Genomic DNA, 24,693 nt, shown 5'->3' with positions numbered 1-24,693 from the left:
TTTTTACCAATTTTGAAATTGTATCCAATACTATCACCTATCCCAGAGTTTACAAAATTCTTGTTGTAAAAATCACCTTTTTTATGAATCGTATCGATCGCCTTACGGCTATTCTGATTCAGCTTCAATCCAAACGTGTAGTCAAAGCCCAAGAGATAGCCGACCGTTTTGGAATAAGCTTACGCACCGTATATCGTGACATCCGTGCTTTGGAAGAGGCAGGAGTACCGATTGGCGCCGAAGCTGGAGTTGGGTATTTTTTGGAAGACTATCATCTTCCGCCAGTGATGTTTTCAAACGAAGAAGCAAGCGCTTTGCTTTTTGGGGCTAAACTCATCAAAAAAATGGCAGATGAATCGCTCAGTGAAAGCTATGACTCGGCTTTATACAAAATAAAATCGGTACTCAAACGCCACGAAAAAGAGCATCTGGAAGATTTGGAATCACGCGTGGCCGTATTGGCACGTCAGCAATCACCCCCATTTTCGGTAAATTTGTTGAACCAAATCCAACAAGCCATTGTACGTCAGCAGGTACTTTTGATTGACTATGTTACCAATCTCAGAAACCAAACTTCTCAGCGCGAAATCGAGCCCATTGGGTTAGTTTACTATGGTTCGCATTGGCATTTGATTGCTTTTTGTCGGCTCAGGGAAGATTATCGAGATTTTAGAGTTGACCGCATTCAGACCCTTACAAACACCGAACGTTTTTTTCCAAAACAAAACCTCCTGACCCTACAAGCTTACCTCGACCAACTACGCGTACAAGAAGACCTCCAAGAAGTCAGTGTATCGGTGCATTTGGGAGCGGCGATTTTTATGCAAGAGCAACGTTATTCTTTTGGTTTTATCTCCGAAGATGTAAATGGCAAACATGTCCAAATGAAATTTATGACGCAGGCTTTTGAGGGATTAGCGAGGTGGTTACTTAGCTATGGTAAATACGTTCAAGTTGAACATCCCCAAAAACTCAAAAATTTGATGAAAACATTGGCCCTCGAAATCCAAGAACATTATCTCAATTCCTACTGACATAGGGTTGTCACTATGAGGATTTACCTTTGTATCCACAAACCTTCCTCATTTATTAATTCATTTTTAAACCAACAACAACCATGTTAACAGTCAACCCTTATTTAAACTTTGCTGGCAACACCGAAGAAGTTTTTAATTTTTACAAATCAGTGTTTGGTGGAGAATTTAGCAGCTTACAGCGTTTTAAAGATACCCCTATGGCCGCTGATATGCCTGCCGAAGTCCAAGAAAAAATCATTCACATTGGCTTGCCTATCAGCAACGGCACCATCCTGATGGCAAGCGACGCTTTAGAATCTCTTGGCCACACCCTCACACAAGGCAACAATTTTTACATCTCTCTTCATCCCACTTCTAAAGAAGAAGCTACGCAGCTTTTCAACGGGCTCTCTGAAGGAGGAGCAATTGAAATGCCACTTGAAGATGCGTTTTGGGGTGCTTATTACGGGCTTTTTACTGACAAATTTGGCATTAAATGGATGATTAACTATCACTACCCTACTCACAACTAATCCAATCTTCAATACCCCATAAAAGTGGTTTGGTAGCGTAAAGCTACCAGACCATTCCCCATACAGCCATGACTATCAAAGAAACTTTTCCCTTCAATGCGCTCGTTTTTACAACGATGACGACTCTCCCCCAACTCGCTGACCACGTAGGCCATGTAGCCAAAGCGATGTACCAAGAAGCGGCTCGTTTGTCAGTGATGCCTACGGGAGCCATTCATTGGAAATATACCGGAATTGACGGAGACCCTTCTACGGTTTTTAAGCTCGAAATTTTGCTACCTATCCAAGAACGAAATGTAGTAGCGGAAGGATTTGAATGGAAACATATTCCTTCTTTCAAGTGCTTATCTTTGATACACGAAGGAGACTGGGAACGAATGCCCGAAGCCTATCAAAAAGCGATGGATTATGTGGCAGCCCATCAGTTAACGATGACCTCTGAATGTAGAGAAATCTATCAGCATATGGATTTTGAAGTAGCTTCTCACAATGTCACAGAGATTCAGATAGGCCTTCAATAAAAATAGCAAACTACTTACTAAACAAAATGGGCATGTAATAACTACATGCCCATTTTGTTTATGACTTTATACCAATTTCAAAGCCCGTTCTTCGGCTTTTTCTTCTTTCCAGTGTTTCCAGCGTGGCCCCAAAACTTTATTAAGTCCTTTATCAACAATAAAATGCCGCGTGATATTCCACAGTCCTCTTACGCGCGTAAAGGCATTGTCGTTGGCACGGAGCGCGATCGAAAACCCACCATCTACATAATGTATAAAGTGCCAAAAAGTAGAAGGGATAAAGATGGTTTCGCCGTGTTCAAGAGTGGTATCCCAGCCAGTGGCTTTTCTGAAAGCTGGATATCGTTCATAATCAGGCTTTAGCACATTCATGTGGCTTTGTACCGTAAAAGGATGCTGATACAAGTAGGGACCTTGGTCTGGTGCAAAAAGCACTACTCTTTTGCGAGTCTGAAACTGAGTCAAAAACACCGATGAGCAATCTATATCATAATGTAAATTCACGACCGCATCTTGCCCACCAAAAAACATGAATGGATATTCTTTCACAAACCCATCCATAATAGTAGGTATCTTTACGTCTTTTACTAACTCTGGCGCATGCTGAAAAATATTATACAAAAACATCCGAAGTTCGGTAGGCCCAGCTTGAATTAAATCTAAGTACTCACCAAATGGCATGTGTAACTTAGGTGCCATATAACCTTTGCCTGCATCATGAAAATCATTTCCAAAGAGAGGAACCTTCAGATGCCCGTAGTTATTTTTCAGATACTCAAAAGTCCATTTTTGGGTAGCGGGCCAGTCGGCAGCCAAATCCCGGAACACAACAGGTTTTCCTGGTAAAAGATATTGGTCTCTAAATTCTTCAGGAGTGAGACCAGAACGTTTTTCAATAGGCTGTAGCTGCATTTTTCTGATAATAATATTGTGGTAACTAACTTAAAAACTATAAAAAATCATACCATAGCAAGACAAATCTCAATGATTGGTTATTCATTTGCTAGTGAAAACTACTTGTACACATTCAATACATTTATCAAAACAGGGTCTCTATAGGGCATTTTTTATAAAACTTTAAGACCTTCTCAATTTGTTCCCATACAAATAAAAAAGTATAAAAATACACCTAGAATTTATCTCTCACTTGGTTGTTGCTTGGACATAACTCATTTTAATAGAGCATTTTCAAAATCCAAAAAATAGAATCTTGTCATAAACCAGCACTAATATTTCTTTAAAAGATAAACTTGCATCATTCGGGTGAGTTAGTAAATTTGGGGATGTTTGTCTTTTAATGTATAAATCCAAAAATTGTAACCTCTATGCTCGAAGCTGCAGTACAAACCAAAATAGAACAATGGCTCAGCGGCAACTATGATGCTGACACCAAAAACACTATCCAACAACTCCTTGACCAACAAAATTTTACAGAACTAACTGATTCGTTCTATAAAGATTTGGAGTTTGGAACAGGTGGGCTTCGGGGGTTGATTGGGATTGGCTCCAACCGAATGAATCAATACACTGTAGGAGCAGCTACCCAAGGATTGGCCAACTACCTCAACAAAACATTTTCAGGGCAACCTATAAGTGTGGCAATCGCTCACGACAGTCGTATCAAATCAGACGAGTTTGCTCAAGTTATTGCAAACATCTTCTCTGCCAATGGCATAGAGGTGTATTTATTCGACGGGCTTCGTCCTACTCCAGAGCTAAGCTTTGCTATTAGGGCATTAGGCTGTCAGAGTGGGGTGGTCGTCACGGCATCACACAATCCTAAAGAGTATAATGGATACAAAGCCTACTGGACTGACGGTAGCCAAGTAGTAGCTCCGCACGATAAAAATGTAATTGATGAAGTAAATGCGATTCAATCAATCGATGATATCAAATTTGAGGGTGATGCCTCCAAAATCCACGCGATAGGCGAAGAAATTGACAGCAAGTACATTGAGCAAATCATCTCTCTTTCGATTTCGAAGGATGCAATTGCTCGCCAAAAAGACCTCAAAATCGTATATACTCCTATCCACGGTACGGGCGTGACGCTTGTTCCAAAGCTTTTGGCAAAAATGGGCTTTGAAAACGTAACAGTTATCGCCGAACAAGCTGAAGCCAAAGGGAATGGACTTTTCCCAACGGTAGTATATCCCAATCCTGAAGAATCGGAAGCGATGGCTTTGGCTGTAAACAAAGCCAAAGAAATTGATGCAGATTTGGTACTTGGCACCGACCCTGACGCCGACCGCGTAGGTATTGCTGTCAAAAACCATCATGGCGAAATCCAACTTCTCAACGGAAATCAAACCGCTACTCTCCTTATCTACTATCTATTGCAAGCTTGGAAAGAAGCTGGAAAGTTGACAGGAAAAGAGTTTGTTTGTAAAACTATCGTGACCACTGACCTTATCGACAAAATGGCAGCAGGTTATGGAGTGCATTGTTATAACACCCTTACCGGCTTCAAATACATAGCCCAAGTGATTCGCGAGCTAGAAGGTCAGCAGCAATTTATTGGCGGTGGCGAAGAAAGCTACGGCTACCTTATCGGAGATGCCGTTCGCGACAAAGATGCTATCGCAAGCTGTGGCATGATTGCCGAACTTACCGCCTATGCCAAAGACAAAGGACTGAGCTTATTCGACATGCTCATGGAGGTATATAAGCAATTTGGTTTCTACTACGAGGGTCTGATTTCTCTTACTAAAAAAGGAAAATCTGGTGCCGAAGAAATCCAACAAATGATGGCGGATTTTCGCGCCAACCCTCCTCAGTCGATTGCTGGCTCTCCAGTGGTACGTATTGATGACTACAAGTTTTTGAAACGTACCGAAAACGGTCAAACTGTAGACATCCCTTCCGGCAGTATGGGAATTGAATCCTCTAATGTGCTTCAGTTTTTCACGGCTGATGGTACCAAATTTACTTGTCGCCCATCTGGAACCGAGCCCAAAATCAAGTTTTATGTAGGCGTAGTCGGCGAACTAGACAGCAATGAAAATTTTGATGCCGTCTATGAAGCACTTAAGCAAAAAGTACAATCAATCGGTAGTGAACTTAACCTGAAATAGGGGATTTTGTATTATTTTGAACAAAAAATTTGCTTCAATAGAAGAAAATAACGTATATTCACGCTACGTTTAGAGCTCCGACTCATCATCGGGGCTTTTCATCATAGGTTAAGTGTGAGAAAAGCCATACGCATATAGCGTAATGGCTTTTTTGTTTTGGTACTTCTTAGCTATTTTTACATTTCTTTTCGTTTCCCCAAAGAACCATACTAATGAATGTGCACTAAGAAGAAAGGAAGCATTCGTTATGTCAAACTTTTAAACCCCGGACAGACTCATAATGAGAAAATTCATTTTGTTTTTCTTTCTATCACCCCTTCTTCTTCAAGCACAAGGTACGGATGCTAACTATGAGCGAGACTATAAGAGTGCCGTTAGTTTATACAAATCAGGCGACTACACCGCAGCTTTGCGAAGTCTTACTCCTCTTACGGCAGCCAAATACCAAAATGGGCTGACACCTTTTGCACATTACTATTGGGCATTAGCTTCGCTCAAAACCAACCGCTTCGGCGAAAGCCGTCAGATGCTACACCAGCTCAGGGAGCGCTTTCCTGATTGGAAAAAAATGGATGATGTCTTGTACTTACAAGCCGACTTAGCGTTTCGGGATAAACAATTCGGTCAAGCCTTAGACTACTTGCAAGACATCACATCGGCGGTTGTAAAAAAAGACGCCGAAAACCTCAAAAAGGTATATGTCAATCAAGTTCAAGATTTAGCATACCTTAAAAACCTATATCGTCAGCATCCCTCTGACCGAGTAGTAGCCCAAAAAATCATCGACCTTATCCAACAAACTTCCAACGACAAGGCCGACTTAGAATTATCTGATCAGTTGACCAATCGTTTTGGGATTGTTCCTGCCAAAACTACTTCTTCAGTAAACCCCATAAAAAAAGGACAAAACAATCTTCAAAAGGGGTATTACAACATAGGGGTTGCTTTACCATTCAAGCTTCGTGAATTTAGCCCTAGCCAACGTTTTCGTAACAATCAGTTTGCCTATGATATGTACGAAGGCATGAAAATGGCCAAGGCCAAACTACAACAAGAAGGCATTTTAGTCAGTCTTTTTTCGTATGATGTAGGTAGCGAACCTGAAGAAATGCTTGACGTGGTAAATAATACCAACTTTGCCCAAACCGACCTCTTATTTGGACCTGTTTATAGCGAGCCTGCTAAGCTAGCCGCCGACTATGCCGACAACAACAATATCTTTTTTATACACCCCACTACTCTTACTACCGATATTCTTACTAATCACCCCAATACTTTATTGTTACAGCCTTCTTTTGAGCGCCAAGCCGATAAGAGCTTTGAATTCATGAGATCGCTGCCTGCTTCTATGGGACGAAAAGTCGCTATTTATTATGGCTCTGCTCGCCGTGATTCGGTATTGGCAGCAGCTTACAAATCCAAAGTAGATGCGGCGGGGTACCAAACTGTTGATTTTAGAAAAACCCGCGAAAAAATTGACTCTGCGGCTACTATTTCAGAAGCAAACAAACCTAGCCACGTGGCCGTATTTAGTAGCTCAGAAGGAGATGGTACTAAAGTATTGGCCATGCTTACAAAAAAACGACTCAAACCTCCAGTACTCACCACATCTACCTCTTTTAACCTCCAAACTTTCCAACCCGCTCTCATAGAAGGGCATACGGTCTATTGGCTAGATACTGAGTTTGTGGATATTACTAAACCCCAAGTACGAGAGTTTCAAACTTTATATTTCAACAAAAGAAATACGATTCCGTCAATTTATGCTATGCAGGGCTATGATGCGTTATTGTTTTTTGGACGAATGCTCCACAAATATCGTAACCAACTCCGCAACGGCTTAGAAACTCGCACTTATGAAGATGACTACTTGCTGTCGGGCTTCAACTACCGAAATTCCAGTGATAATCAAGTAGTACCAATTCTCACCCTAGATGATATGCACTGGGTACCAGCTAAATAATAAAGTAAACTTGGCATGTTTCTGAAACAACCTATTGCAAACATGCCAAGTTTGTTCAAAAACAAATACAGAACTTGGCATGTTTCTGATGATAGTCGCTTACAAACTTGCCAAGTTGAAATCCATTTAAGTAATGATGCAACACAATCAAAGTCAAGAACTTTTTCAAAAGGCTAAACAGTACATTCCAGGGGGAGTCAATTCACCCGTAAGAGCATTTAGAGCCGTAGGCGGCTCACCTATTTTTATTAAATCAGCCAAAGGACCCTATATCTACGACGAAGACGGTAACCAATATTTGGAATTTATCAATTCTTGGGGGCCTATGATTTTGGGGCACGCCCACGAGCTTATTGAAAAAGCCGTATCAGACGCTATCCAAAATTCCTTTTCTTTTGGTGCACCTACCCGCAAAGAAGTAGAAATGGCCGAACGGATTGTAAATATGGTTCCTTCGGTCGAAAAAGTTCGGATGGTTAATTCAGGGACGGAAGCCACGATGTCGGCGATTAGGGTGGCAAGAGGCTACACAGGTCGCGACAAAATCATCAAATTTGAGGGATGCTACCACGGGCATGGCGATAGTTTTTTGATTGCCGCAGGTAGTGGAGCCGTTACGATGGGAGTACCCGATAGCCCCGGTGTCACCAAGGGTGTAGCCAACGATACCCTTACTGCCCCCTTCAATGATTTAACGGCACTACAACAACTTATTGATAGCAACAAAGGACAAATCGCCGCTTTGATTCTAGAGCCTGTCGTAGGCAATATGGGCTGCGTATTGCCCGAACAAGGGTATTTAGAAGCCATTCGGGAACTATGTACCAAAGAAGGAATTGTCCTCATTTTTGATGAAGTGATGACTGGCTTTCGACTTGCCAAAGGGGGAGCACAGGAGCGTTTTGGGATTATGCCCGACATGACTACGATGGGCAAAATCATCGGTGGTGGAATGCCCGTCGGGGCGTATGGCGGTAAGCGCGACATCATGGATTGCGTATCGCCTGCGGGACCTGTTTATCAAGCTGGCACCCTCTCAGGAAATCCCATTGCAATGTCGGCAGGTTTGGCGATGTTGGAATATTTGGACAATCACCCCGAAGTATATACGCGTCTTGATGAGGTAGGTCTGAAAATCACCGCTGGATTTCAGGATTCTTTACAAAAACTAGGTTTAAACTTCACTATCAATCAGATAGGCTCGATGTTTACGCTTTTTATGACTCCCGAAAAAGTCACTAATTTTGAAACGGCTAAATCTTCTGATTTACCACTGTTTGGGCGTTATTTCCAAGCCATGCTCAAAAGAGGAATCTATTTAGCGCCTTCTCAATTCGAAAGTCTTTTCTTCTCTTATGCACTTGAAGATAATCACATTGAACAGTTGATTCAGGCTAATGAAGAGGCATTGAAAGAGGTGATTTAATAGTTAGCTCGTTAACCCCGGCAACGTTCAAAACGTTGCCAGGGTTGGTTTAAGCGTTGCCGGGGTTGATTTTTACCAAATAACTTTTAATCCTTCGCTCTCGTACTTATGCACATTTTCATCGCAACTGATAAGCGTAAGGTTAAGTTGAATGGCTTGCCAAATAAGCATTTTATCAAAGGGGTCACGGTGATAAGCTGCCTTGAGTTGATGATAACTACTTGTGGTCTCTGCCGTTAAAGGAATAATCTTAAAGCCCGTTGCTAGGGCCACTTGCGGAAAATCTTCGGGTCCATAGCCTTCTAACATTAACTTTCCAATTGAGTATTTTAAGGAAATTTCCCAAAAACTGACTGCACTTACCGAAACCTCGTTGTCAGTATTTGTAAGCACTTTTTTTGCGATAGAAGACAACTTCTGAGGCTCTGTTATAGCCCAAATAAGGGTATGAGTATCCAGCAAATAACTCATACATTTAAAAAATCTTCTTCCGTCATTCCAAAATCACTCGCAAACGTAACTTTCCCTTTATTAGCCAAAATTCCTAAAGTACGTTTTGTAGACTTACGGGCTGATTTTGGAACTAGATAAGCCACGATTTCCTTTTTTTTCCCAAAAGCAACGGCCACTTCTTCTCCTGCTTGCACTTCTTGAAGTATTTCTGAAAATCGCGTTTTCAGCTCTCCTACAGTCATTATCTTCATTTTACCTTTTTTATTCAAATGTAGGTTTTTCTTGACAACTTGTCAAGAAAAACCTACATTTAACCCAGGCAACGTTTTGAACGTTGCTGGGGTTGTTTTGATTAATTCCCTACAATCACAAATCCGGCCTTCCCTTTTTGGGGTAAAGTTTTGTGAGTCAACACAATTCGCTGCACGGGCAGGTTATCCCATTTGGTTTTGAAACTTACATATTCCATACCATCTGTAGAAGGGAAATCGGTCGAAATAGCCCATAGTTTGGGATCGTATTGTAATGTAAAACTTTGACCTTTAGGCGTTTTCAACAACACTTTTCCGGGAGTGGCGGTATCTACTTCATTGACCGTCATAAATACCTGCTGCAACGACGTCGGCTTTTGGGTCAATACATAATCATCGTTGATTTCTACCGAGTTCTTAACTCGATTGAGCTTCACCGTACGATTCCAAGTCTGAATACCTGCCTCTTTGGCATACGACGGGGCAATGTCCATGCTCAAAGTGGCTTCTTTGTCCGACACCGTTGGTTTTACATTTTTTGCTTCATAGCTGCGTCCCGCCAATTGCCCTAGCCCATTGATAATGGGCAGGTTGTGGTATTGCGACTGCGTAAACCAAAGTTCATAGCGCTTTGACGAAAATGTACGAGCTGTATAATTGCCCCTACCTGCATCGATGATGATAGGCTCGCCATTGGCATACAACAGAAAATCTCCCACGTCGTTGTGATTATGACTTTCGGCGTTGTGTCCGCCGTGCGTCGCCATAAAAATGCCATTGCCTGCCCGCGCCGTCAATACCTGAATATCGCCAAACCAAGCATCTTTAACAGGCTCAAAAGTATTTTTATCGCCCCCTATTTCTTTCACTGTCAGCAAGTTTTGGACTTTACGCATCCGATGAAAACCATTGTTTGAGATTGCCGAAGGATATTTCTCAACCGCCCATTTACCAAATTGCGTCAATTGTGCATCATTGATTTTTTTACCAAAACGATACAGCATAATTCCGTCGGGCTTGAGTTTAGGATCGGCATCCGCAAAATTGACAAAATAATCGTTTGCAATGTGGGTTTTATAGACATAGGAGGCCATTTTTTGAATCAAAGGCTCGCTATAAATATTCACCTTGCCCTGAGTGGCACCATCAAGCAGCTCCAAACAATCAAACACACACGCCCCTGCCGCAAACCAATAGCTCGGCCCTTCGTCGCAGCCGCCATCTTCGCCCAAGCCATTGAGGTACAAATCTAGGCCCAACATAGCCCCATACAACGACTGCGCCCGACGCGGCTCGTCTTTTTCGAGTAGCAGAGTGGCTGTCATCCAATTAGACATAATCCACGGATTCCAGTTGTTGACCGCGTTTTTTTTGCTCATCCAGCCATAGCGATCAGGGTTTTTGAGCATAGGGATAAAAATCCGTTGATTGGTTTCGTGGTATATACGCTTCCGAATAAGCTTGTTGATTTTATCAAGTTTATCGCCTACAAAATAATCCGTTAGAGCCAAAACAGAAGCTGTTTCGGCAGCAAACAAATCAACGATGTGGTCTTCGACATTGGGCAAACCTGTACCGCTGATATGCGCCGGAACACCCCAGAAACTTTCTTCACACATCGACCATACGCCATTGAGGATAGCCTCCGTGAAGCGCCCTTTGTCTTCCATGCTCTCAGCCAATACCAAGTCTATCAAGGCATTGCGCTTGGTGAAAGAAATTTCTCTGTGCCGTTCGCGGTCGCCTGAACGCACAAAATCCAAAGAGATAGTCGCTGAAATAGGCTCAAACTTATAATTGAGAAGTCCTTCGCCCGTGCGAATCGTACGCGCAATGACTGAGTCTGGTACTGCCGCATTCCATTCAGCAGGTGTTTTGGGATATGGCTTAAATTGATTTTGAGAAATCAGTGCCTGTTTGACGGCCTCTATCGAATATTTATTCCCCAGGATATTGCGTTGAGTGACCTGTGCCTCACTCCTGAACTCCCCCAAGAGAAGCACAGCAAACAAAAAAACAAAAGATTTGAACATGGTATTAGAAAAGGGTTTAAGAATCGGTTTGGGTATAGATGGCAAAAAACAACAGCAGATACTTGAATGCAGAAAAAAATGTAGCAGTTACTTGACTTTTAAACTCTTTCAAACCACAAATCTACTCTTTATCAAACCTTCCTGTTACTTATGCTCCTATCCTACGTCCACACTAAAAGCCATAGATTTATATGAAAAATTATGATTTAGAAAGGCCCTATTTAAGTAAAGAAAGGATAATTAAAAGATATATTGTTTTGGGTTTTAAACTTAGGGTTTCACTGGGGATTGGTCTGTAATCATTGAAGTTTTTTCATTGTAGCCATTTCAAGACCCTATAAAAGACATAGCATCTTTGCCACAAAGGTGAAAGTTCCTGGTATTTTCTACGCATTTAATCCAAAAAACAATATCTTTAAGTTAGGTTTATTCATTTTGGATACCAATCCTTTTCCCTGACTTTAAGTATGCACAAGACCATTTCCTTTGATTATCAACTATTTGAAGACGACAGCTCACTAAACTCTAGTTTGCAACAACTGTTAAAAGCAGCCAACGACGCCGTCAATCTTTCGTATGCGCCTTATTCAAGATTTCATGTGGGGGCCGCCTTGTTGTTGTCCAACGGAGAGATTATCAAAGGTAGTAATCAAGAAAATGCATCATTTCCAGCAGGTATCTGTGCGGAGCGAGTGGCACTATCGGTAGCCTCTTCGCTTTTTCCTACTGAGAAGATAATCACTGTGGCGATTGCCTATCGGAATGGTGCCGAAACGGTTTCGTTTGATACCATTCTCTCTCCCTGTGGTATTTGTCGGCAAAGCTTATTGGAAACCACCCAACGCCAACAAAGTGACATTGGGGTTATTTTGAGCAGTCCTGCGGGGCAAATCATTTATCTTGAGCGTGCAGCACATTTACTTCCCTTGGCATTTTCTTCATTGCATTTATAATACAAGATTAATCTAAAAAAAAAACTACCCATAAGTAAAAACCACTACTTAACCGTCTTCTTTAGGTTAGGTTCGTTCACTTTTGATACTCATAAACACATTAACCCATGATTTTAGAAAGGCACGCTAAAATAAAGCTGTCCGCATCGCTAGGAATAGCTTTTTTGGTGGTTTCGTGCATGAAAATGCCCCGTAGCAGTCAGCCTGTTATGGTCAAAGAAGACCCTAGCAAGGCCCTCGCAAACGCCAAAGAAATCCGTGACAAAACACCCATTAAGTTGGCTGAGGGCTTGCAAATGACCCTTTGGGCCTCCGATTCTCTCGCTCCCGACCCTGTGGCAATGGCTATCGACGACCAAGGTCGGGTCTATCTCAATCGTACCAATCGCCAAAAAAACTCCGAGTTTGACATTCGCGGGCATCGCGACTGGATGACCGAATCCATTGGCCTTCAAACGGTTGAAGACCGCCGCGCTTTTTTGCGGAAAACATTCTCTCCCGAGCGCAGCAAAGAAAATGAATGGTTGGCAGACTTGAACGAAGACGGTTCTCACGACTGGAAGGACTTAGCAGTTGAGAAAGATGAAATCTGGCGACTAGAAGATACCAACAACGACGGCATCGCCGATGTTTCACTCCGCATTTTAGAGGATTTTTATGAAGAAGTCACCGACGTGGCCGGCGGTATGCTCGTGCGTGCCAAGGATATTTTTGTGGGGATTGCCCCTGACTTGTGGCGTCTGGAAGACAAAAACGGAGACGGAATCATCGATAAAAAAACCTCAATTAGCCACGGCTACGGTGTACACATCGGTTTTAGTGGCCACGGCATGTCGGGCGTGACAGAAGGTCCCGACGGACGTATTTACTGGAATATCGGCGACATTGGAGCCAATATCACCACCGCCGACGGCAAGAAGTTTGAGCACCCCAACTCGGGTATCATTGCCCGCTCCAATCCCGACGGTAGCGATTTTGAAATTTTTGCCCACGGTCTCCGTAATACCCACGAGTTTGTGTTTGACGAATATGGCAACCTTATTTCTTCCGACAACGACGGCGACCACCCCGGCGAAAGTGAGCGCCTAGTTCACGTAGTGCAAGGCTCCGACGCTGGCTGGCGTTCCAATTGGCAATACGGCAAATACACCGACCCCAAAAACAACAAATACAAAGTGTGGATGGACGAAAAACTCTTCAAACCACGCTGGGACGGTCAGGCGGCTTATATCATTCCGCCTATCATGAATTACCACAACGGCCCTACGGGTATGGCCTACAACCCCGGCACAGCATTGGGGTCAGACTGGAAAAACAAATTTTTCTTGGTCGAATTTGTCGGTACACCTACCCGCTCCCATATCTGGTCGTTTGGTCTCAAACCCAAAGGTGCTTCTTTTGAACTCGACGGTGAAAAAGACGTAGTGAGTGGCATCTTGCCTACGGGTATCAAATTTGGTCCCGACGGTGCGCTCTACGTAGCCGACTGGATCAATGGTTGGGATACCAAAAATTATGGTCGGGTCTGGAAAATGGATGTAACGTCCAATAAAAACGACCTCGCCGCTATCCGTCAAGAAACCAAGCGATTGATTCAGCTGGATTATGCTTCTCAAAACGAAGAGATGTTGTATTCTTTGCTTTCAAATGCGGATATGAGAGTCCGCCAAAAAGCGCAGTTTGAACTCGTCAATCGTGGTAAAAAAGGCTTACCAAGTTTGTCGAAAGCCATTGACCAAACCCAAAGCCAACTGGCACGCATCCACGGCATTTGGGGGGTAGGTCAATTGGCACGTCAAGATAAAGCTTACGCCTCCACCTTGATGCCTTTGCTCAAAGACAAAGACAATGAAATCGTGACCCAAGCCGCCAAAATGCTGGGTGATGCCCGCATCACAACCGCTGGTAATGACCTCATTCCTTTACTCAAAAATTCCAATCCACGTGTCCGTTTTTATGCGGCCGAAGCCTTGGGACGTATCTCTTATGGTGATGCCATAACACCGCTCATCGAAATGCTCGCTGCCAACAACGACGAGGATGTTTATATCCGCCACGCTGGTGTGTTGGCACTGTCGCGCATTGGCAAAGCAGAACCAATGGCGGCCTTAGCCAACAATCCTAGCAAAGCCCTTCGCACCGCTGCTGTATTGGTACTTAGAAGATTACGCAGCGACAAAATCGCGGTCTTTTTGCAAGACAAAGACGAATATATTGTAGCCGAAGCCGCTCGTGCTATCAACGACGACCTTTCTATCCCAACGGCATTGCCTGCCTTAGCTGCTACCTTAAAAGATACACGATTTACTTCTGAGGTGATTTTGCGCCGTGCTATCAACGCCGCATTGCGCGTAGGCGGTGACCAAGAATTACAGATGGTGATTGATTTTGCGCGTCGTACCGATATCAAAGACGACATCAAGGCCGAGGCGCTAGCCACGATTGGTACTTGGGCCAACCCTTCGGTCATGGACCGCGTAGATGGCCGCCACCGTGGTAAAATCGAGCGTGATTTGGCATCGGTCAAGTCCAAAGTAGCTCCTTTTGTTTCGGGCTTTTTGAAAGAGAAAAACCCCGAAACCCTCATCGCCGTAGCGGGTCTTTTGGCCGACCTCAAAATGCCCGAAGCCAACGCCCAACTTGCCGCTATCTATGATGCTACTGAAGAAGCCAAAGTGAAAGCAGCTATCTTGCCCGCCCTCAACCAACTGGGCTATGCTCAAATGGATGCTATCATCAAAAAAGGAATGGACGATAAAGAAGAAAGCGTACGCACGGTGGCATTGGGACTTCTAAACAATAACAACGTAACCAAAGCCAGTCTCCCGACCATCGTCAATTCTATATTTAGCAAAGGCTCGGTACGCGAACAGCAAAAAATGCTCGAAGTACTTGGCAAAATGGATGCCGACAAAACACAAGTGATTTTGGATGGCTTGATTGACCAACTCAAAGACAAAAAGCTTTCGCCCAATCTTTCCCTCGAACTCAAAGAAGCAGTAGAGGCATCGGGTGTAGCGGCGCTCAAAACCAAAATGGCAACCTTAAAGCCCAACGCTTCGGCTTTGGAGGAATATGCCGAAACGCTTTTTGGAGGAAATCGCTTTGCAGGACGCAATATCTTCAACTCCAACTCTACCGCTCAATGTGTACGCTGCCATGCGATTGGCAACACGGGCGGCGCGGTGGGGCCTGCTCTTACGCACATTGGCGACGTGCTTACCCGTGAGCAACTTCTCCAAGCCCTCGTCGAACCAAGTGCGCGAATTGCGCCGGGTTTTGGCTCCGTAATGCTAACCCTCAAAGACGGAAATGTAGTGAATGGTACATTAGCCAAAGAAACCGCCGAAGAATTAACCCTTACGACTTCCGATGCCGAACCTTTGGTAATTCCAGTAGGACGTATTGCCAAACGTGAAAATATGCCTTCAGGTATGCCACCAATGGGCTCGTTGCTTTCTAAACGCGAAATACGCGACGTAATTGAGTTTTTGGCAAATTTGAAGAAGTAGGCTAAACTCTTCTACAAAAAAAACCGCCGCAGAGTTTGAGCTTTGCGGCGTTTTTTTTGTTATTCATTCCCTAAATTCCCTGCAAAGACAAGAGGGACAAATTGAATTTTGTCGAGTGTTCCTTGTCTAGCGTGAGAGAAAACAATGGCTTTTCCGATTGTGGGGTGATGTTCCAAAAGATAATGGAGGCTTTTGAGTGAGCCACTCTTACCTGATTTCACTTCAATTGGAAGAATTTTGCCATCTTTGACCATCACAAAATCTACTTCCGAGCTTGCCCCAGCTTCGGTACGTGCCCAATAAAAAGTTTTTTGATCTGTGTAAGCGATAAATTGTTGGGCTACAAATTGCTCTGCCAACATACCCTGAAAGGCTGAGGAAAGTTCTCGTTTGATATAAAAACTTTGATAGTCAAGGTTGCTTTTCCGGAGCAACAACCCGACGTCCAAAAAAAATAATTTGAATTGCTTTCCCGCAGCAGTTAGAGGTAAAGCATTGACCGAAACATTCTGTACACTGTGCAGCAATCGAGCAGTTCGCAGTACCTCCACCCCTTTTTTGATGGTCGGGCTTGAAAAGCGCTCCGAAAGTTTGGTATAAATGACTTGATGCCCCATCAATTTCGTTGCGTTTTCAAGAATATCAGTCAGGCAATCAGGATTTACGGTAGGGGTGTATTTTTTAAAATCTTGCTCGTAGGTATAAAGAAGGTCCTCTTGAATACTTCTAATACCCTGCAAATCATTGGTTTCTACAAAATAACGAACACATTCGGGCATACCTCCCACGACGAGATAAAGGTTGAAATCTTCGTCAAAATAACGCTCTGTACCTTCTGGTATATCTACAAGAGGTGTTTTCAACAATTGGCACAATTGCTCTTTACCCCGAGCTTTCAAAAATTCGTAAAAAGTCATCGGATACATATTGAGGGTTTCAACACGTCCAACAGGAAAAGGCTGGTTTCTAAATTCAAAATCTAGTAGCGACCCTGCTGCAATGACATGCAGCTCTGGTATCTCTTCATAAAAGTACCGTAAGCTCCCTAAGGCTTCAGGACAAGCTTGAATTTCGTCAATAAAAAGCAAATCTTCCCCCTTTTCGATTGTAGTATTGAGTGCCAACCCCAGTTCGAAAAGAATCCTTTTAGCATCCAAATCAGGCTTGAAAATGGTATGAAGATTTTTACTTTTTTCAAGATTAACGACAATGACTTTACCTTGAAAATAGGTTTCGCCAAAATGTTTGATCAACCATGATTTCCCAACTTGCCTTGCTCCGTTTACAATAAGAGGCTTGCGATTTGGTTTATCTTTCCACTTTTGTAAATCGTTTATTTTTTCTCTAAACATAGCTTAACATATCTTTATTTTAAAGCATAAATTTAAAATAAATACCATAAAATTAAATCTATACTTTAAAATAATGAGGATAAATCTAAATTTCTCCCCCAAAATTACCTTAGGAAGTTTAACTTATCGCATTTATCTGGAAGAGGATGTCAGCTACAATAACCTTTTGAAAGAAAGTCTAAAATTTTTCGTTCGTGGTCAAGCTACATCATAACCTAAGCAAGCTGGAACTAGAGAATCAATTACTTAAAGAAGCATTAGGAAAAGTTATGGTAGAAGCCAAAGACCGTCAAAACAAATAAAATACCCTGATTTTCAATTGCTTAATCACACTTATACTATTCATTAAATACAACTACCCCAGGCGACACTAAAGGCATCGCCTGGGGTGGTATTTAGGCCACAGGATACCCTTCCAACTCCTTCAAGCCCGATTTGAGCTCTTCGTCGGTTAGGTAGTGGTCGGCGAGTTTGCCGTCGAAATAATCCATGTAGGCCTGCATATCTAAGAAACCGTGTCCGCAAAGATTAAAAAGAATGGTTTCGGATTTGCCTTCCTCTTTGCAACGCTGTGCTTCGCGAAATACCTGCGCAATGCCGTGCGTAGCCTCGGGTGCGGGGATGATTCCCTCCGCTTTGGCAAACGCCACTCCCGCCTCAAAACACTCCAATTGCTGAATAGCATTGGCTTCGATGAGGCCGTCTTTGAGCAACTGCGAACACAGCACCGACGCGCCGTGATAGCGCAAACCACCCGCATGAATCGCCGCCGGACGGAAATTGTGCCCAAGGGTGTACATCGGCAACAAAGGCGTAAAACCCGCCGAATCGCCAAAATCATAACGAAATTCGCCCTTAGTCAGTTTAGGGCAAGAAGCAGGCTCTACCGCAATGGCCCGTACTTTTTTGCCTTGGGTGAGATTTTGGTGAAGGAAAGGGAACGAAATCCCTGCGAAGTTGGAACCTCCCCCTAACGGTGCAATCACTACGTCAGGGAAATCGCCTGCTTTTTCCATCTGAACCAAACACTCTTGCCCGATGATGGTCTGATGCATCAATACGTGATTGAGTACGCTCCCAAGGGCATATTTGCAATTTTCATCCTGCACAGCACATTCGATGGCTTCCGAAATCGCAATACCCAAGCTACCCGGTGTGTCAGGATATTGTTCCAAAATCTTCCGTCCTGATGCCGTAAGCTCCGAGGGAGAAGGGTAAATTTTGGCCCCAAAAGACTCAATCAAGGCTTTGCGGTAGGGTTTTTGGTTGTAGCTAATCCTTACTTGAAACACTTCACACTCGATGTCAAACATCTGACACGCAATCGCCAAGGCCGTTCCCCACTGCCCTGCTCCTGTTTCGGTGGTGATGCGTTTTACCCCTTCCATTTTGTTGTAATACGCCTGCGCCACGGCGGTATTGGTTTTGTGGCTTCCTGAGGGACTTACACCTTCGTATTTGTAATAAATTTTGGCAGGGGTATCAAGCATTTTTTCTAAGCGGTGCGCCCGAAACATCGGCGTAGGCCGCCATAGTTTGTAGATTTCGCGTACTTCCTCGGGGATTTCGATATAGCGCTCCTGCGATACTTCCTGCTTGATAAGCTCCATCGGAAACAGCGGTGCCAAATCGCCCGGCCCTACGGGCTGCTTGGTAGCAGGGTGAAGGGGCGGCAGGGGCTTGTTGGGCATATCGGCCTGAATGTTGTACCACTGTCTCGGAATTTCGTCTTCGCTGAGAAGGATTTTATACTGTTTTTCTGCCATGATTAGTGGAATTAAGGATGATTAAGAAATAGGCTTTAAACTTAGAAACTATTTACTCCTATCGCAACAGATTCTTAAAAAACAAAATGCTCCACAAGAAAATCTTATGGAGCAAATCTTTCAAGTAGCTTAAGTATTAGTTTACATCTCTAGCTTTTATTGTTTCAGAGGTGTTAGGTCTAGGATAATGGTATAAAGCACTTCATCATCAATCACTTTTTCTCCTAATCTGTAGGCTAGTGTACCTTGGTAGGTTTTGGGATTGGCGTAGAATACAAAGCCTTCAAAGAAAGCCTGCACATCTGAGCCTTGATTTGAAACCAACACCATTTCCTTAAATTGGGTTTTGAGCTTAAAATTGATGGTGACACTATTGGGAATATAATTGGCCTGTCGGGCTTTAAAAATCGCTTGGGCATAGATGGGGAAATTGCCACTTGCCAAAGCGGGAAGCTCCGCTAATCCCGAATACTGTCCGGCTGTTTTTTCGATAATGTCTTTCCCCATTTTCCAAATCCCCGAGATGGTATTGCTGTAAGTTTTGTCTTCAAAACTAAAATCCTTGATTTGTTTAGAGTATTGAGAGCCTAAGCTGTATGAAATATTGGGACCATCTTTAGAGACTCCTACCGTAAATTGACTCATATCTGTCAGTGTACCTTCTGAGTTGAGGTTGAGGGGTCCCCAAGCATCTTTCTCAAAATCATCAGATATTGCAATACTGGTTTCTACGCGATTGGTATAAAAACCCCGCTCTAGTTTTTTGTTGACATAAGTTTGAGGATTGATATTGATAGAGCTGCCCTCTGTGGTAAGGTGAACATACAAAACGCCGTCTTTGATACTGGCTTTGGGACGAAACTTGATGTTGGCAATCGCGAGCTGAGGATTCAGATATTTGTCTGGAATATTGTTAAAAGTATATTCCAGATACTTTCCTTGATTAGTCAGTGCCACCATACTCGATGTAAGCGTGGGCGCATTTCCATTATACACAGCACCGTTGATTAACAAACTCGTAGCCCCACTTTTGGCTTGAAGCGTGAGGGGAGGTTTATAAGTTTCAGGAAACTTGCGCGGTTCTACGGCTTCGATTTTCCAGTAAGCACTATTCCATGCTTCTGATCCTATCGAACTGATTTCGAGTGGCCCGCGCTCCACGTGCAAATATTCTTTGGTCCAGTAATTGATAATCAGCGTCAATCCTTGATTGAGAGGCCTGAGCAGCCAAAGGGCACTATGCCAGCCGGGTTGGATTTTTCCACAAGAGAGTGTTCTTGTTTCGTTGTGAAGGTACTCGCCCGTAGCGGCATTTTTGATGCGTACTAGCGGAGCATAATTGGGCCCACCAAAGGGTTCAATTATCCAAGTTGCGTTAGTAGCAGTATTATTACTGACCACCTTACCATCTTCTAAGCCTATTTTTCCGGGGCGATAAAAATTGGAGATGGTTTTGGTCTGCGCATTAGCAAACATTGCAAACACCCAAAGCCACAAGAAGATAGAGATTGTTTTTATTCTGTCAATGTTTGTAAAATACAAATTTAGAATAACAAAACGCGAAGGCATTACCAAGTTTTCCATTTGATTTTGAGAGTGTTAGTAAACAATATCATTTAAAAGTAACATCACAAAATTGAGTAAAATCTACACGTGCTTCAATCACCCCGAAAGGTGAAAAAAAGTGAAATTTTTCATGTAAAATCACCTGCTAGGGTGATAGTTTTCTTAGCATTTTGCTTCTACTTTTGTACAAATTTCCTAACATATGGCACCCGCTAAAATCAGTATCATAGAAGACAATAAGGTCATCAGAGACAATGTATCCAAGTTTATCAGCTTTCATGAAGAATTCGAAATCACGACGGTACAGCCTTCTATTGAATCGTTCTTTCGGGCTTTTGACCTTGATCATCGTTTACATACCGACATCCTCTTGCTAGACATTGGCTTGCCGGGGATGTCTGGGATTGAGGCATTGCCGTATATCTTCGAACGCCTGCCCGATGTCAACGTTGTGATGCTGACGACCTACGAAGAAGAAGACATTATCTTGAAAGCTCTCTGCTCGGGAGCCTGCTCATATATCTCCAAAAAAGCTAGTCTGACCGAAATCGTAGATGCACTACGGATTGTGGTAAACGGGGGGTCGTATATGTCGCCTTCTATCGCTCGAGAAATAGTGAACCACCTCATGGGTGGCCGAGTAAGCAAGGCAAGCATCTTAACCGATCGCCAAAAAGAAATCTTGGAGATGCTCGTAGATGGCAAAAGCTACGCAACCATCTCCGAAAACTTATTTATTTCGGTTGAAACAGTACGGTCTCACATTAAAAAAATGTACAAAGTACTGCAAGTCAACAACAAAACCGAAGCTATCACAAAATATATGAAGGGGCAAATTGGATAATTAAAGCCGACAAATAGTATCCTAAACAGATAAAATATTTCTATATTTGATATATATATGCTGTATTAGCCCTTATCTATATTCTATTTTGAAACTTCACAAACTCCTCGCCGGCCTTGTGTATGTTGCAATGATTGTGCTGCTGTGTTATTGTACTCAGTCAGCCCATCAGCCTAAACTTGCTTTCACTTCGAAAGTGATAAAAACCAACGGTCAAGTCATTAGTATCGATACTATGCCACCACCTCAGGTGAGGACATTGGGACCCAAAAAAATAGTACCCGTAGGCAACCCAGCCGTATTGCCCATCAAAAATCGTAACCAACCTGCCCGTACCACTGTAGTAGCAGCTGAAATACCTATTACCAAAACGCCAGGAAAAGACTCATTCCTTTTGCTGAAAGTAGTTTCGGCTACTCCTAAGAGTGTGGTTGCTCTTCTTCCTCAGGTAGCACTGGCACAACCTGCTTACGCCAAAGATTACAATCCTTATAATTTTAATCTTTATGGACTATTTCAGGGCTTGGTCGAAACCCAAATTCATACCATGTGCCGCGATAAGACCGGCAATATTTGGTTCGGAACCTTTAATGGCATCTCCAAATACAACGGCAAAACCTTCGAAAACTACACAACCCGCCAAGGCTTGATTGACAATTTCATAGAATGTATCATCGAAGACCATCTCGGAAATATGTGGTTTGGATGTCGGGAGGGCATTTCAAAGTTCGACGGGCAGACCTTCACCAACTACACCACAAGAGAAGGTCTAAGTGACAATCATATCTTGGGGATTTTTGAGGATAGCCAAGGCAATATCTGGTTTTCTACTCAAAGCAACGGAGTGTCTAAATTAGATAAATCGGGCAAAACTTTCACTCACTTTACCAAAAAACAAGGATTGGCGGTAAAAGTTTTCAGCATAACCGAAGACCGCGCTGGCAATATTTGGTTTGGAACAGAATCAGAAGGGCTGATTAAATATGACGGAAAAAGTTTCTCTCATTACACCAAAAAACAAGGACTGAGCGATAATTCTATCATGCATCTTATAAGAGATCGAGTCGGGAATCTTTGGCTGGCCACTTGGAGTGGCGTAACCAAGTTTGACGGCAAAAATTTTCACCATACCATAGGGCTCACCAACGGTTGGATCAGCAATGTGCTAGAAGATCGACAGGGAACTATATGGTTTGGAGCCTTACCCGGCGGCGTATTTAGTTTGGATAAAACAGGCCGTACCATCACCCATATCACCACCAAAGAAGGATTGGCAGACGATGAAGTTTCTTCTATTGTAGAAGACCCCGCCGGCAACCTGTGGTTTGGAAGCTACAAAGGCGTGGTCAAATACAGCCGTCGATTTAGCACCCTTACGCAACAAGATGGATTGGTGAACAACACCGTCAGAAGTATCATTGAAGACCAGTATCACAACATTTGGGTGGGATCCGAAGCAGGCGGAGGGCTAGCTCACTTCGACTTCAATCAAAAAACAATTACCAACTATACCCCCAAAGAAGGTCTTAGCCATGATAGTGCCATTAGTTTGTTGGAAGATAAAAAAGGCAATATTTGGGTAGGCTCCTTATATAACCACATGGTGCGGCTCAATGCCGACCACAAAACCTTTACCCACTTCACTGAAAGTGGCAGTTTTATTGTTTGTATTTTTGAAGATAAGGCGGGCAATGTATGGTACAGCTCGCGTGAAGAGGGGGGCGTTTTTAGGATCAACGCAGATACCCAAACCAGAACTCATTTTAGGGTACAACAAGGGCTTTGCCACGACCAAGTCGTTCAGATTTTTCAGGACAAAGCTGAAAATATGTGGTTTTGCACGTTTGGGGGTGTATCCAGATTGGACAAAGACGGTCGTACGTTTACAAATTTTACCGAAAAAGAAGGCATGAATTTCGGTATTTTTGAAAGTATGATAGAAGACCAACGAGGCGATTTGTGGTTTGGCACGCTAGGTGGTGGAATTACGCGCTTGGATTTACGCCACCATACACTAAGGCATTTTACCGAATCGGATGGCCTGAGTCACAACACCGTATTTGGCCTCCGTGAAGACAAAGCTGGAAATCTTTGGATTGCCAGCCGAACAGGGTTGAATAAGTTGTCAAAAAAAGAATTGGAAAAAATCGCCGCCACTCCCGAAGTCCCCGTTATTCCATTTTTCAAAAAATATACCTCCGAAAATGGAAACACGGGTTTTGCGGAAGGTCGGTATTATCTTCTTGAAACTACAAACGGTGACTTATGGATGCCCAAAATGGATCGCCTAACGATTTATCATCCTCCTCAAGATGTGCTCAATCGCGAAGTCCACACCGTGCTCCTCACCAATATAAAACTTTATAATGAAAAAATTCCGTGGAAAAAAGACACCTCTTTCGTATTAAAAAATGGATTCACTGTTCATGATTTTCATTTCAAACAATTGTCGCAATGGCAAATGTTACCTGAAGACTTGAGTTTGGCTTTCAACAACAATTTTCTCACTTTTGAGTTTGCAAGTATCAATACAAATTCGCCTCAAGCCCTCAGTTATCAGTATCAGCTACAAGGGCTAGAAAGCAGCCCAAGTGCCATCACTCAACGCTCAGAAGCTACTTACGGCAACTTATCACCAGGTCACTATACGTTTAAAGTCAAAGCCATGAACGAAGAAGGAATATGGAGCAAAGAATTGTCATATTCATTCACAATCCGCCCACCTTGGTGGAAAACTTGGTGGTGTTATTTGCTTTATTCGTTGATTATTGGAGGGATTGTGTATCTTTTTATTCAGTATCGAGTGGCACAACGTATTGGCCAAATTAAGGCAATGGAAGCCATTCGGGTCAAAATCTCTAGCGACCTCCACGATGATGTAGGCTCTATCTTGTCGGGATTGGCGATGCAATCTCAAATGATGGCTTTTTCGGCCAATGAATCTCAAAAAGAATCACTCAACGAAATAAGCAACATGAGCCACGACGCTATGGAACGCATGCGCGACACAGTATGGGCGATTGACTCTCGCAAAGACAAATACGAAAACCTCATTGACCGAATGCGGGCTTTTGCCGAAAAAAACCTCAATAGAAAACAAATTGGACATCATTTCTCCATAGAAATAGAAGACACAAGGAAATTTATCGACCCTCAAAAACGCCAAAATATTTACCTTATTTTTAAAGAAGCCATCACCAATATCTGCAAACACTCTAGCGCCACTCATGTCGAGATTCGTTTTGTGGAGGAGCAAAAACAACTCCTCTTGCATATTCATGACAACGGTGCTCTGGTGGTATCCACTGCGGTATCGGATGGCCTTGGCTTAGCCAACATGCAAATGCGGGCTTCTCAGATTGGCGGTAAGCTAAAGACCCACTACGACCAGGGCTTTAAAATAGAACTTACCATTGGATAAATTTAATCA

Annotated in this window: 17 protein-coding genes; 10 read left to right on the top strand and 7 right to left on the bottom strand. The window is 43.2% G+C overall.

The annotated features are described in order from the left end of the window. Positions 1-83 precede the first annotated feature (83 nt). From P1X15_RS12595 to P1X15_RS12585, 3 genes are all read left to right on the top strand, one after another. On the top strand, positions 84-1,034 hold the full coding sequence (locus P1X15_RS12595; protein WP_277338479.1) for a YafY family protein: 951 nt from the start codon (positions 84-86) through the stop codon (positions 1,032-1,034). A gap of 83 nt (positions 1,035-1,117) precedes the next feature. Continuing rightward, entirely contained in the window at positions 1,118-1,549 is a 432-nt protein-coding gene (locus tag P1X15_RS12590) for a VOC family protein (RefSeq protein ID WP_277338478.1), read from the top strand. A 68-nt stretch (positions 1,550-1,617) separates the two neighbouring features. Continuing rightward, the gene (locus P1X15_RS12585; RefSeq protein ID WP_277338477.1) at positions 1,618-2,070 is read left to right on the top strand and encodes a GyrI-like domain-containing protein; all 453 of its coding nucleotides are present in this window, start codon (positions 1,618-1,620) and stop codon (positions 2,068-2,070) included. A 66-nt stretch (positions 2,071-2,136) separates the two neighbouring features. On the opposite strand, the gene P1X15_RS12580 is transcribed toward P1X15_RS12585, so the two are convergent. After that, the gene (locus P1X15_RS12580; protein WP_277338476.1) at positions 2,137-2,982 is read right to left on the bottom strand and encodes a cupin-like domain-containing protein; all 846 of its coding nucleotides are present in this window, start codon (positions 2,980-2,982) and stop codon (positions 2,137-2,139) included. A 413-nt stretch (positions 2,983-3,395) separates the two neighbouring features. Here P1X15_RS12580 and P1X15_RS12575 point away from each other — a divergent pair, with 413 nt between their 5' ends. The 3 genes from P1X15_RS12575 to hemL all read left to right on the top strand — a co-directional run bounded on the left by P1X15_RS12575 (position 3,396) and on the right by hemL (position 8,533). Then, the gene (locus P1X15_RS12575; RefSeq protein WP_277338475.1) at positions 3,396-5,144 is read left to right on the top strand and encodes a phospho-sugar mutase; all 1,749 of its coding nucleotides are present in this window, start codon (positions 3,396-3,398) and stop codon (positions 5,142-5,144) included. 280 nt (positions 5,145-5,424) lie between these two features. Then, a complete protein-coding gene (locus P1X15_RS12570) occupies positions 5,425-7,107 on the top strand; it encodes an ABC transporter substrate-binding protein (protein WP_277338474.1) in 1,683 nt (560 codons plus the stop codon). A gap of 136 nt (positions 7,108-7,243) precedes the next feature. Further along, on the top strand, positions 7,244-8,533 hold the full coding sequence (gene hemL / locus P1X15_RS12565; RefSeq protein WP_277338544.1) for a glutamate-1-semialdehyde 2,1-aminomutase: 1,290 nt from the start codon (positions 7,244-7,246) through the stop codon (positions 8,531-8,533). A 72-nt stretch (positions 8,534-8,605) separates the two neighbouring features. On the opposite strand, the gene P1X15_RS12560 is transcribed toward hemL, so the two are convergent. From P1X15_RS12560 to P1X15_RS12550, 3 genes are all read right to left on the bottom strand, one after another. Further along, positions 8,606-9,004 carry a type II toxin-antitoxin system VapC family toxin gene (locus P1X15_RS12560; protein WP_277338473.1) on the bottom strand — a complete coding sequence of 133 codons (399 nt, stop codon included), beginning with the start codon at positions 9,002-9,004 and terminating at the stop codon, positions 8,606-8,608. Continuing rightward, positions 9,001-9,255 carry a type II toxin-antitoxin system Phd/YefM family antitoxin gene (locus P1X15_RS12555; RefSeq protein ID WP_277338472.1) on the bottom strand — a complete coding sequence of 85 codons (255 nt, stop codon included), beginning with the start codon at positions 9,253-9,255 and terminating at the stop codon, positions 9,001-9,003. Before P1X15_RS12555 ends, P1X15_RS12560 begins: the two co-directional genes overlap by 4 nt. A gap of 83 nt (positions 9,256-9,338) precedes the next feature. Next, positions 9,339-11,270, bottom strand: a complete 1,932-nt coding sequence (locus P1X15_RS12550; RefSeq protein WP_277338471.1) for a heparinase II/III family protein — start codon at positions 11,268-11,270, stop codon at positions 9,339-9,341. Between the two features lie 467 nt (positions 11,271-11,737). Between P1X15_RS12550 and P1X15_RS12545 the strand changes: the two genes are divergently transcribed. Next, on the top strand, positions 11,738-12,223 hold the full coding sequence (locus P1X15_RS12545; protein ID WP_277338470.1) for a cytidine deaminase: 486 nt from the start codon (positions 11,738-11,740) through the stop codon (positions 12,221-12,223). 107 nt (positions 12,224-12,330) lie between these two features. After that, positions 12,331-15,735, top strand: coding sequence for a PVC-type heme-binding CxxCH protein (locus tag P1X15_RS12540; RefSeq protein ID WP_277338469.1), 3,405 nt, complete (start codon positions 12,331-12,333; stop codon positions 15,733-15,735). 59 nt (positions 15,736-15,794) lie between these two features. Here P1X15_RS12540 and P1X15_RS12535 read toward each other — a convergent pair whose 3' ends face one another. The 3 genes from P1X15_RS12535 to P1X15_RS12525 form a co-directional block, all read right to left on the bottom strand. Continuing rightward, positions 15,795-17,087: an ATP-binding protein gene (locus tag P1X15_RS12535; RefSeq protein ID WP_277338468.1), complete on the bottom strand. Its 1,293-nt coding sequence runs from the start codon at positions 17,085-17,087 to the stop codon at positions 15,795-15,797. A 395-nt stretch (positions 17,088-17,482) separates the two neighbouring features. Continuing rightward, complete coding sequence (locus tag P1X15_RS12530; protein WP_277338467.1) at positions 17,483-18,853, bottom strand: TrpB-like pyridoxal phosphate-dependent enzyme; 1,371 nt, start codon at positions 18,851-18,853, stop codon at positions 17,483-17,485. 156 nt (positions 18,854-19,009) lie between these two features. Further along, positions 19,010-20,437 carry a hypothetical protein gene (locus P1X15_RS12525; RefSeq protein WP_277338466.1) on the bottom strand — a complete coding sequence of 476 codons (1,428 nt, stop codon included), beginning with the start codon at positions 20,435-20,437 and terminating at the stop codon, positions 19,010-19,012. A 184-nt stretch (positions 20,438-20,621) separates the two neighbouring features. Here P1X15_RS12525 and P1X15_RS12520 point away from each other — a divergent pair, with 184 nt between their 5' ends. After that, positions 20,622-21,263: a response regulator transcription factor gene (locus P1X15_RS12520; RefSeq protein ID WP_277338465.1), complete on the top strand. Its 642-nt coding sequence runs from the start codon at positions 20,622-20,624 to the stop codon at positions 21,261-21,263. An 88-nt stretch (positions 21,264-21,351) separates the two neighbouring features. After that, positions 21,352-24,684: a sensor histidine kinase gene (locus P1X15_RS12515; RefSeq protein ID WP_277338464.1), complete on the top strand. Its 3,333-nt coding sequence runs from the start codon at positions 21,352-21,354 to the stop codon at positions 24,682-24,684. The last annotated feature ends 9 nt before the right edge of the window (positions 24,685-24,693 follow it).

Source organism: Runella sp. MFBS21 (assembly GCF_029433105.1).
In the GTDB taxonomy this organism is placed as follows: domain Bacteria; phylum Bacteroidota; class Bacteroidia; order Cytophagales; family Spirosomataceae; genus Runella.
The sequence above is the reverse complement of the archived record's forward strand: the minus strand, read 5'-3'. Positions and strand labels throughout refer to the sequence as shown.

Excerpts from the sequence above, each read along its gene's own strand:
- P1X15_RS12575 (WP_277338475.1), top strand. The coding sequence starts at position 3,396 with ATGCTCGAAGCTGCAGTACAAACCAAAATAGAACAATGGCTCAGCGGC.
- P1X15_RS12520 (WP_277338465.1), top strand. The coding sequence starts at position 20,622 with ATGGCACCCGCTAAAATCAGTATCATAGAAGACAATAAGGTCATCAGA.
- P1X15_RS12525 (WP_277338466.1), bottom strand. The coding sequence starts at position 20,437 with ATGGAAAACTTGGTAATGCCTTCGCGTTTTGTTATTCTAAATTTGTAT.
- P1X15_RS12535 (WP_277338468.1), bottom strand. The coding sequence starts at position 17,087 with ATGTTTAGAGAAAAAATAAACGATTTACAAAAGTGGAAAGATAAACCA.
- hemL (WP_277338544.1), top strand. The coding sequence starts at position 7,244 with ATGCAACACAATCAAAGTCAAGAACTTTTTCAAAAGGCTAAACAGTAC.
- P1X15_RS12595 (WP_277338479.1), top strand. The coding sequence starts at position 84 with ATGAATCGTATCGATCGCCTTACGGCTATTCTGATTCAGCTTCAATCC.
- P1X15_RS12550 (WP_277338471.1), bottom strand. The coding sequence starts at position 11,270 with ATGTTCAAATCTTTTGTTTTTTTGTTTGCTGTGCTTCTCTTGGGGGAG.
- P1X15_RS12585 (WP_277338477.1), top strand. The coding sequence starts at position 1,618 with ATGACTATCAAAGAAACTTTTCCCTTCAATGCGCTCGTTTTTACAACG.
- P1X15_RS12560 (WP_277338473.1), bottom strand. The coding sequence starts at position 9,004 with ATGAGTTATTTGCTGGATACTCATACCCTTATTTGGGCTATAACAGAG.
- P1X15_RS12590 (WP_277338478.1), top strand. The coding sequence starts at position 1,118 with ATGTTAACAGTCAACCCTTATTTAAACTTTGCTGGCAACACCGAAGAA.
- P1X15_RS12580 (WP_277338476.1), bottom strand. The coding sequence starts at position 2,982 with ATGCAGCTACAGCCTATTGAAAAACGTTCTGGTCTCACTCCTGAAGAA.
- P1X15_RS12530 (WP_277338467.1), bottom strand. The coding sequence starts at position 18,853 with ATGGCAGAAAAACAGTATAAAATCCTTCTCAGCGAAGACGAAATTCCG.
- P1X15_RS12540 (WP_277338469.1), top strand. The coding sequence starts at position 12,331 with ATGATTTTAGAAAGGCACGCTAAAATAAAGCTGTCCGCATCGCTAGGA.
- P1X15_RS12545 (WP_277338470.1), top strand. The coding sequence starts at position 11,738 with ATGCACAAGACCATTTCCTTTGATTATCAACTATTTGAAGACGACAGC.
- P1X15_RS12570 (WP_277338474.1), top strand. The coding sequence starts at position 5,425 with ATGAGAAAATTCATTTTGTTTTTCTTTCTATCACCCCTTCTTCTTCAA.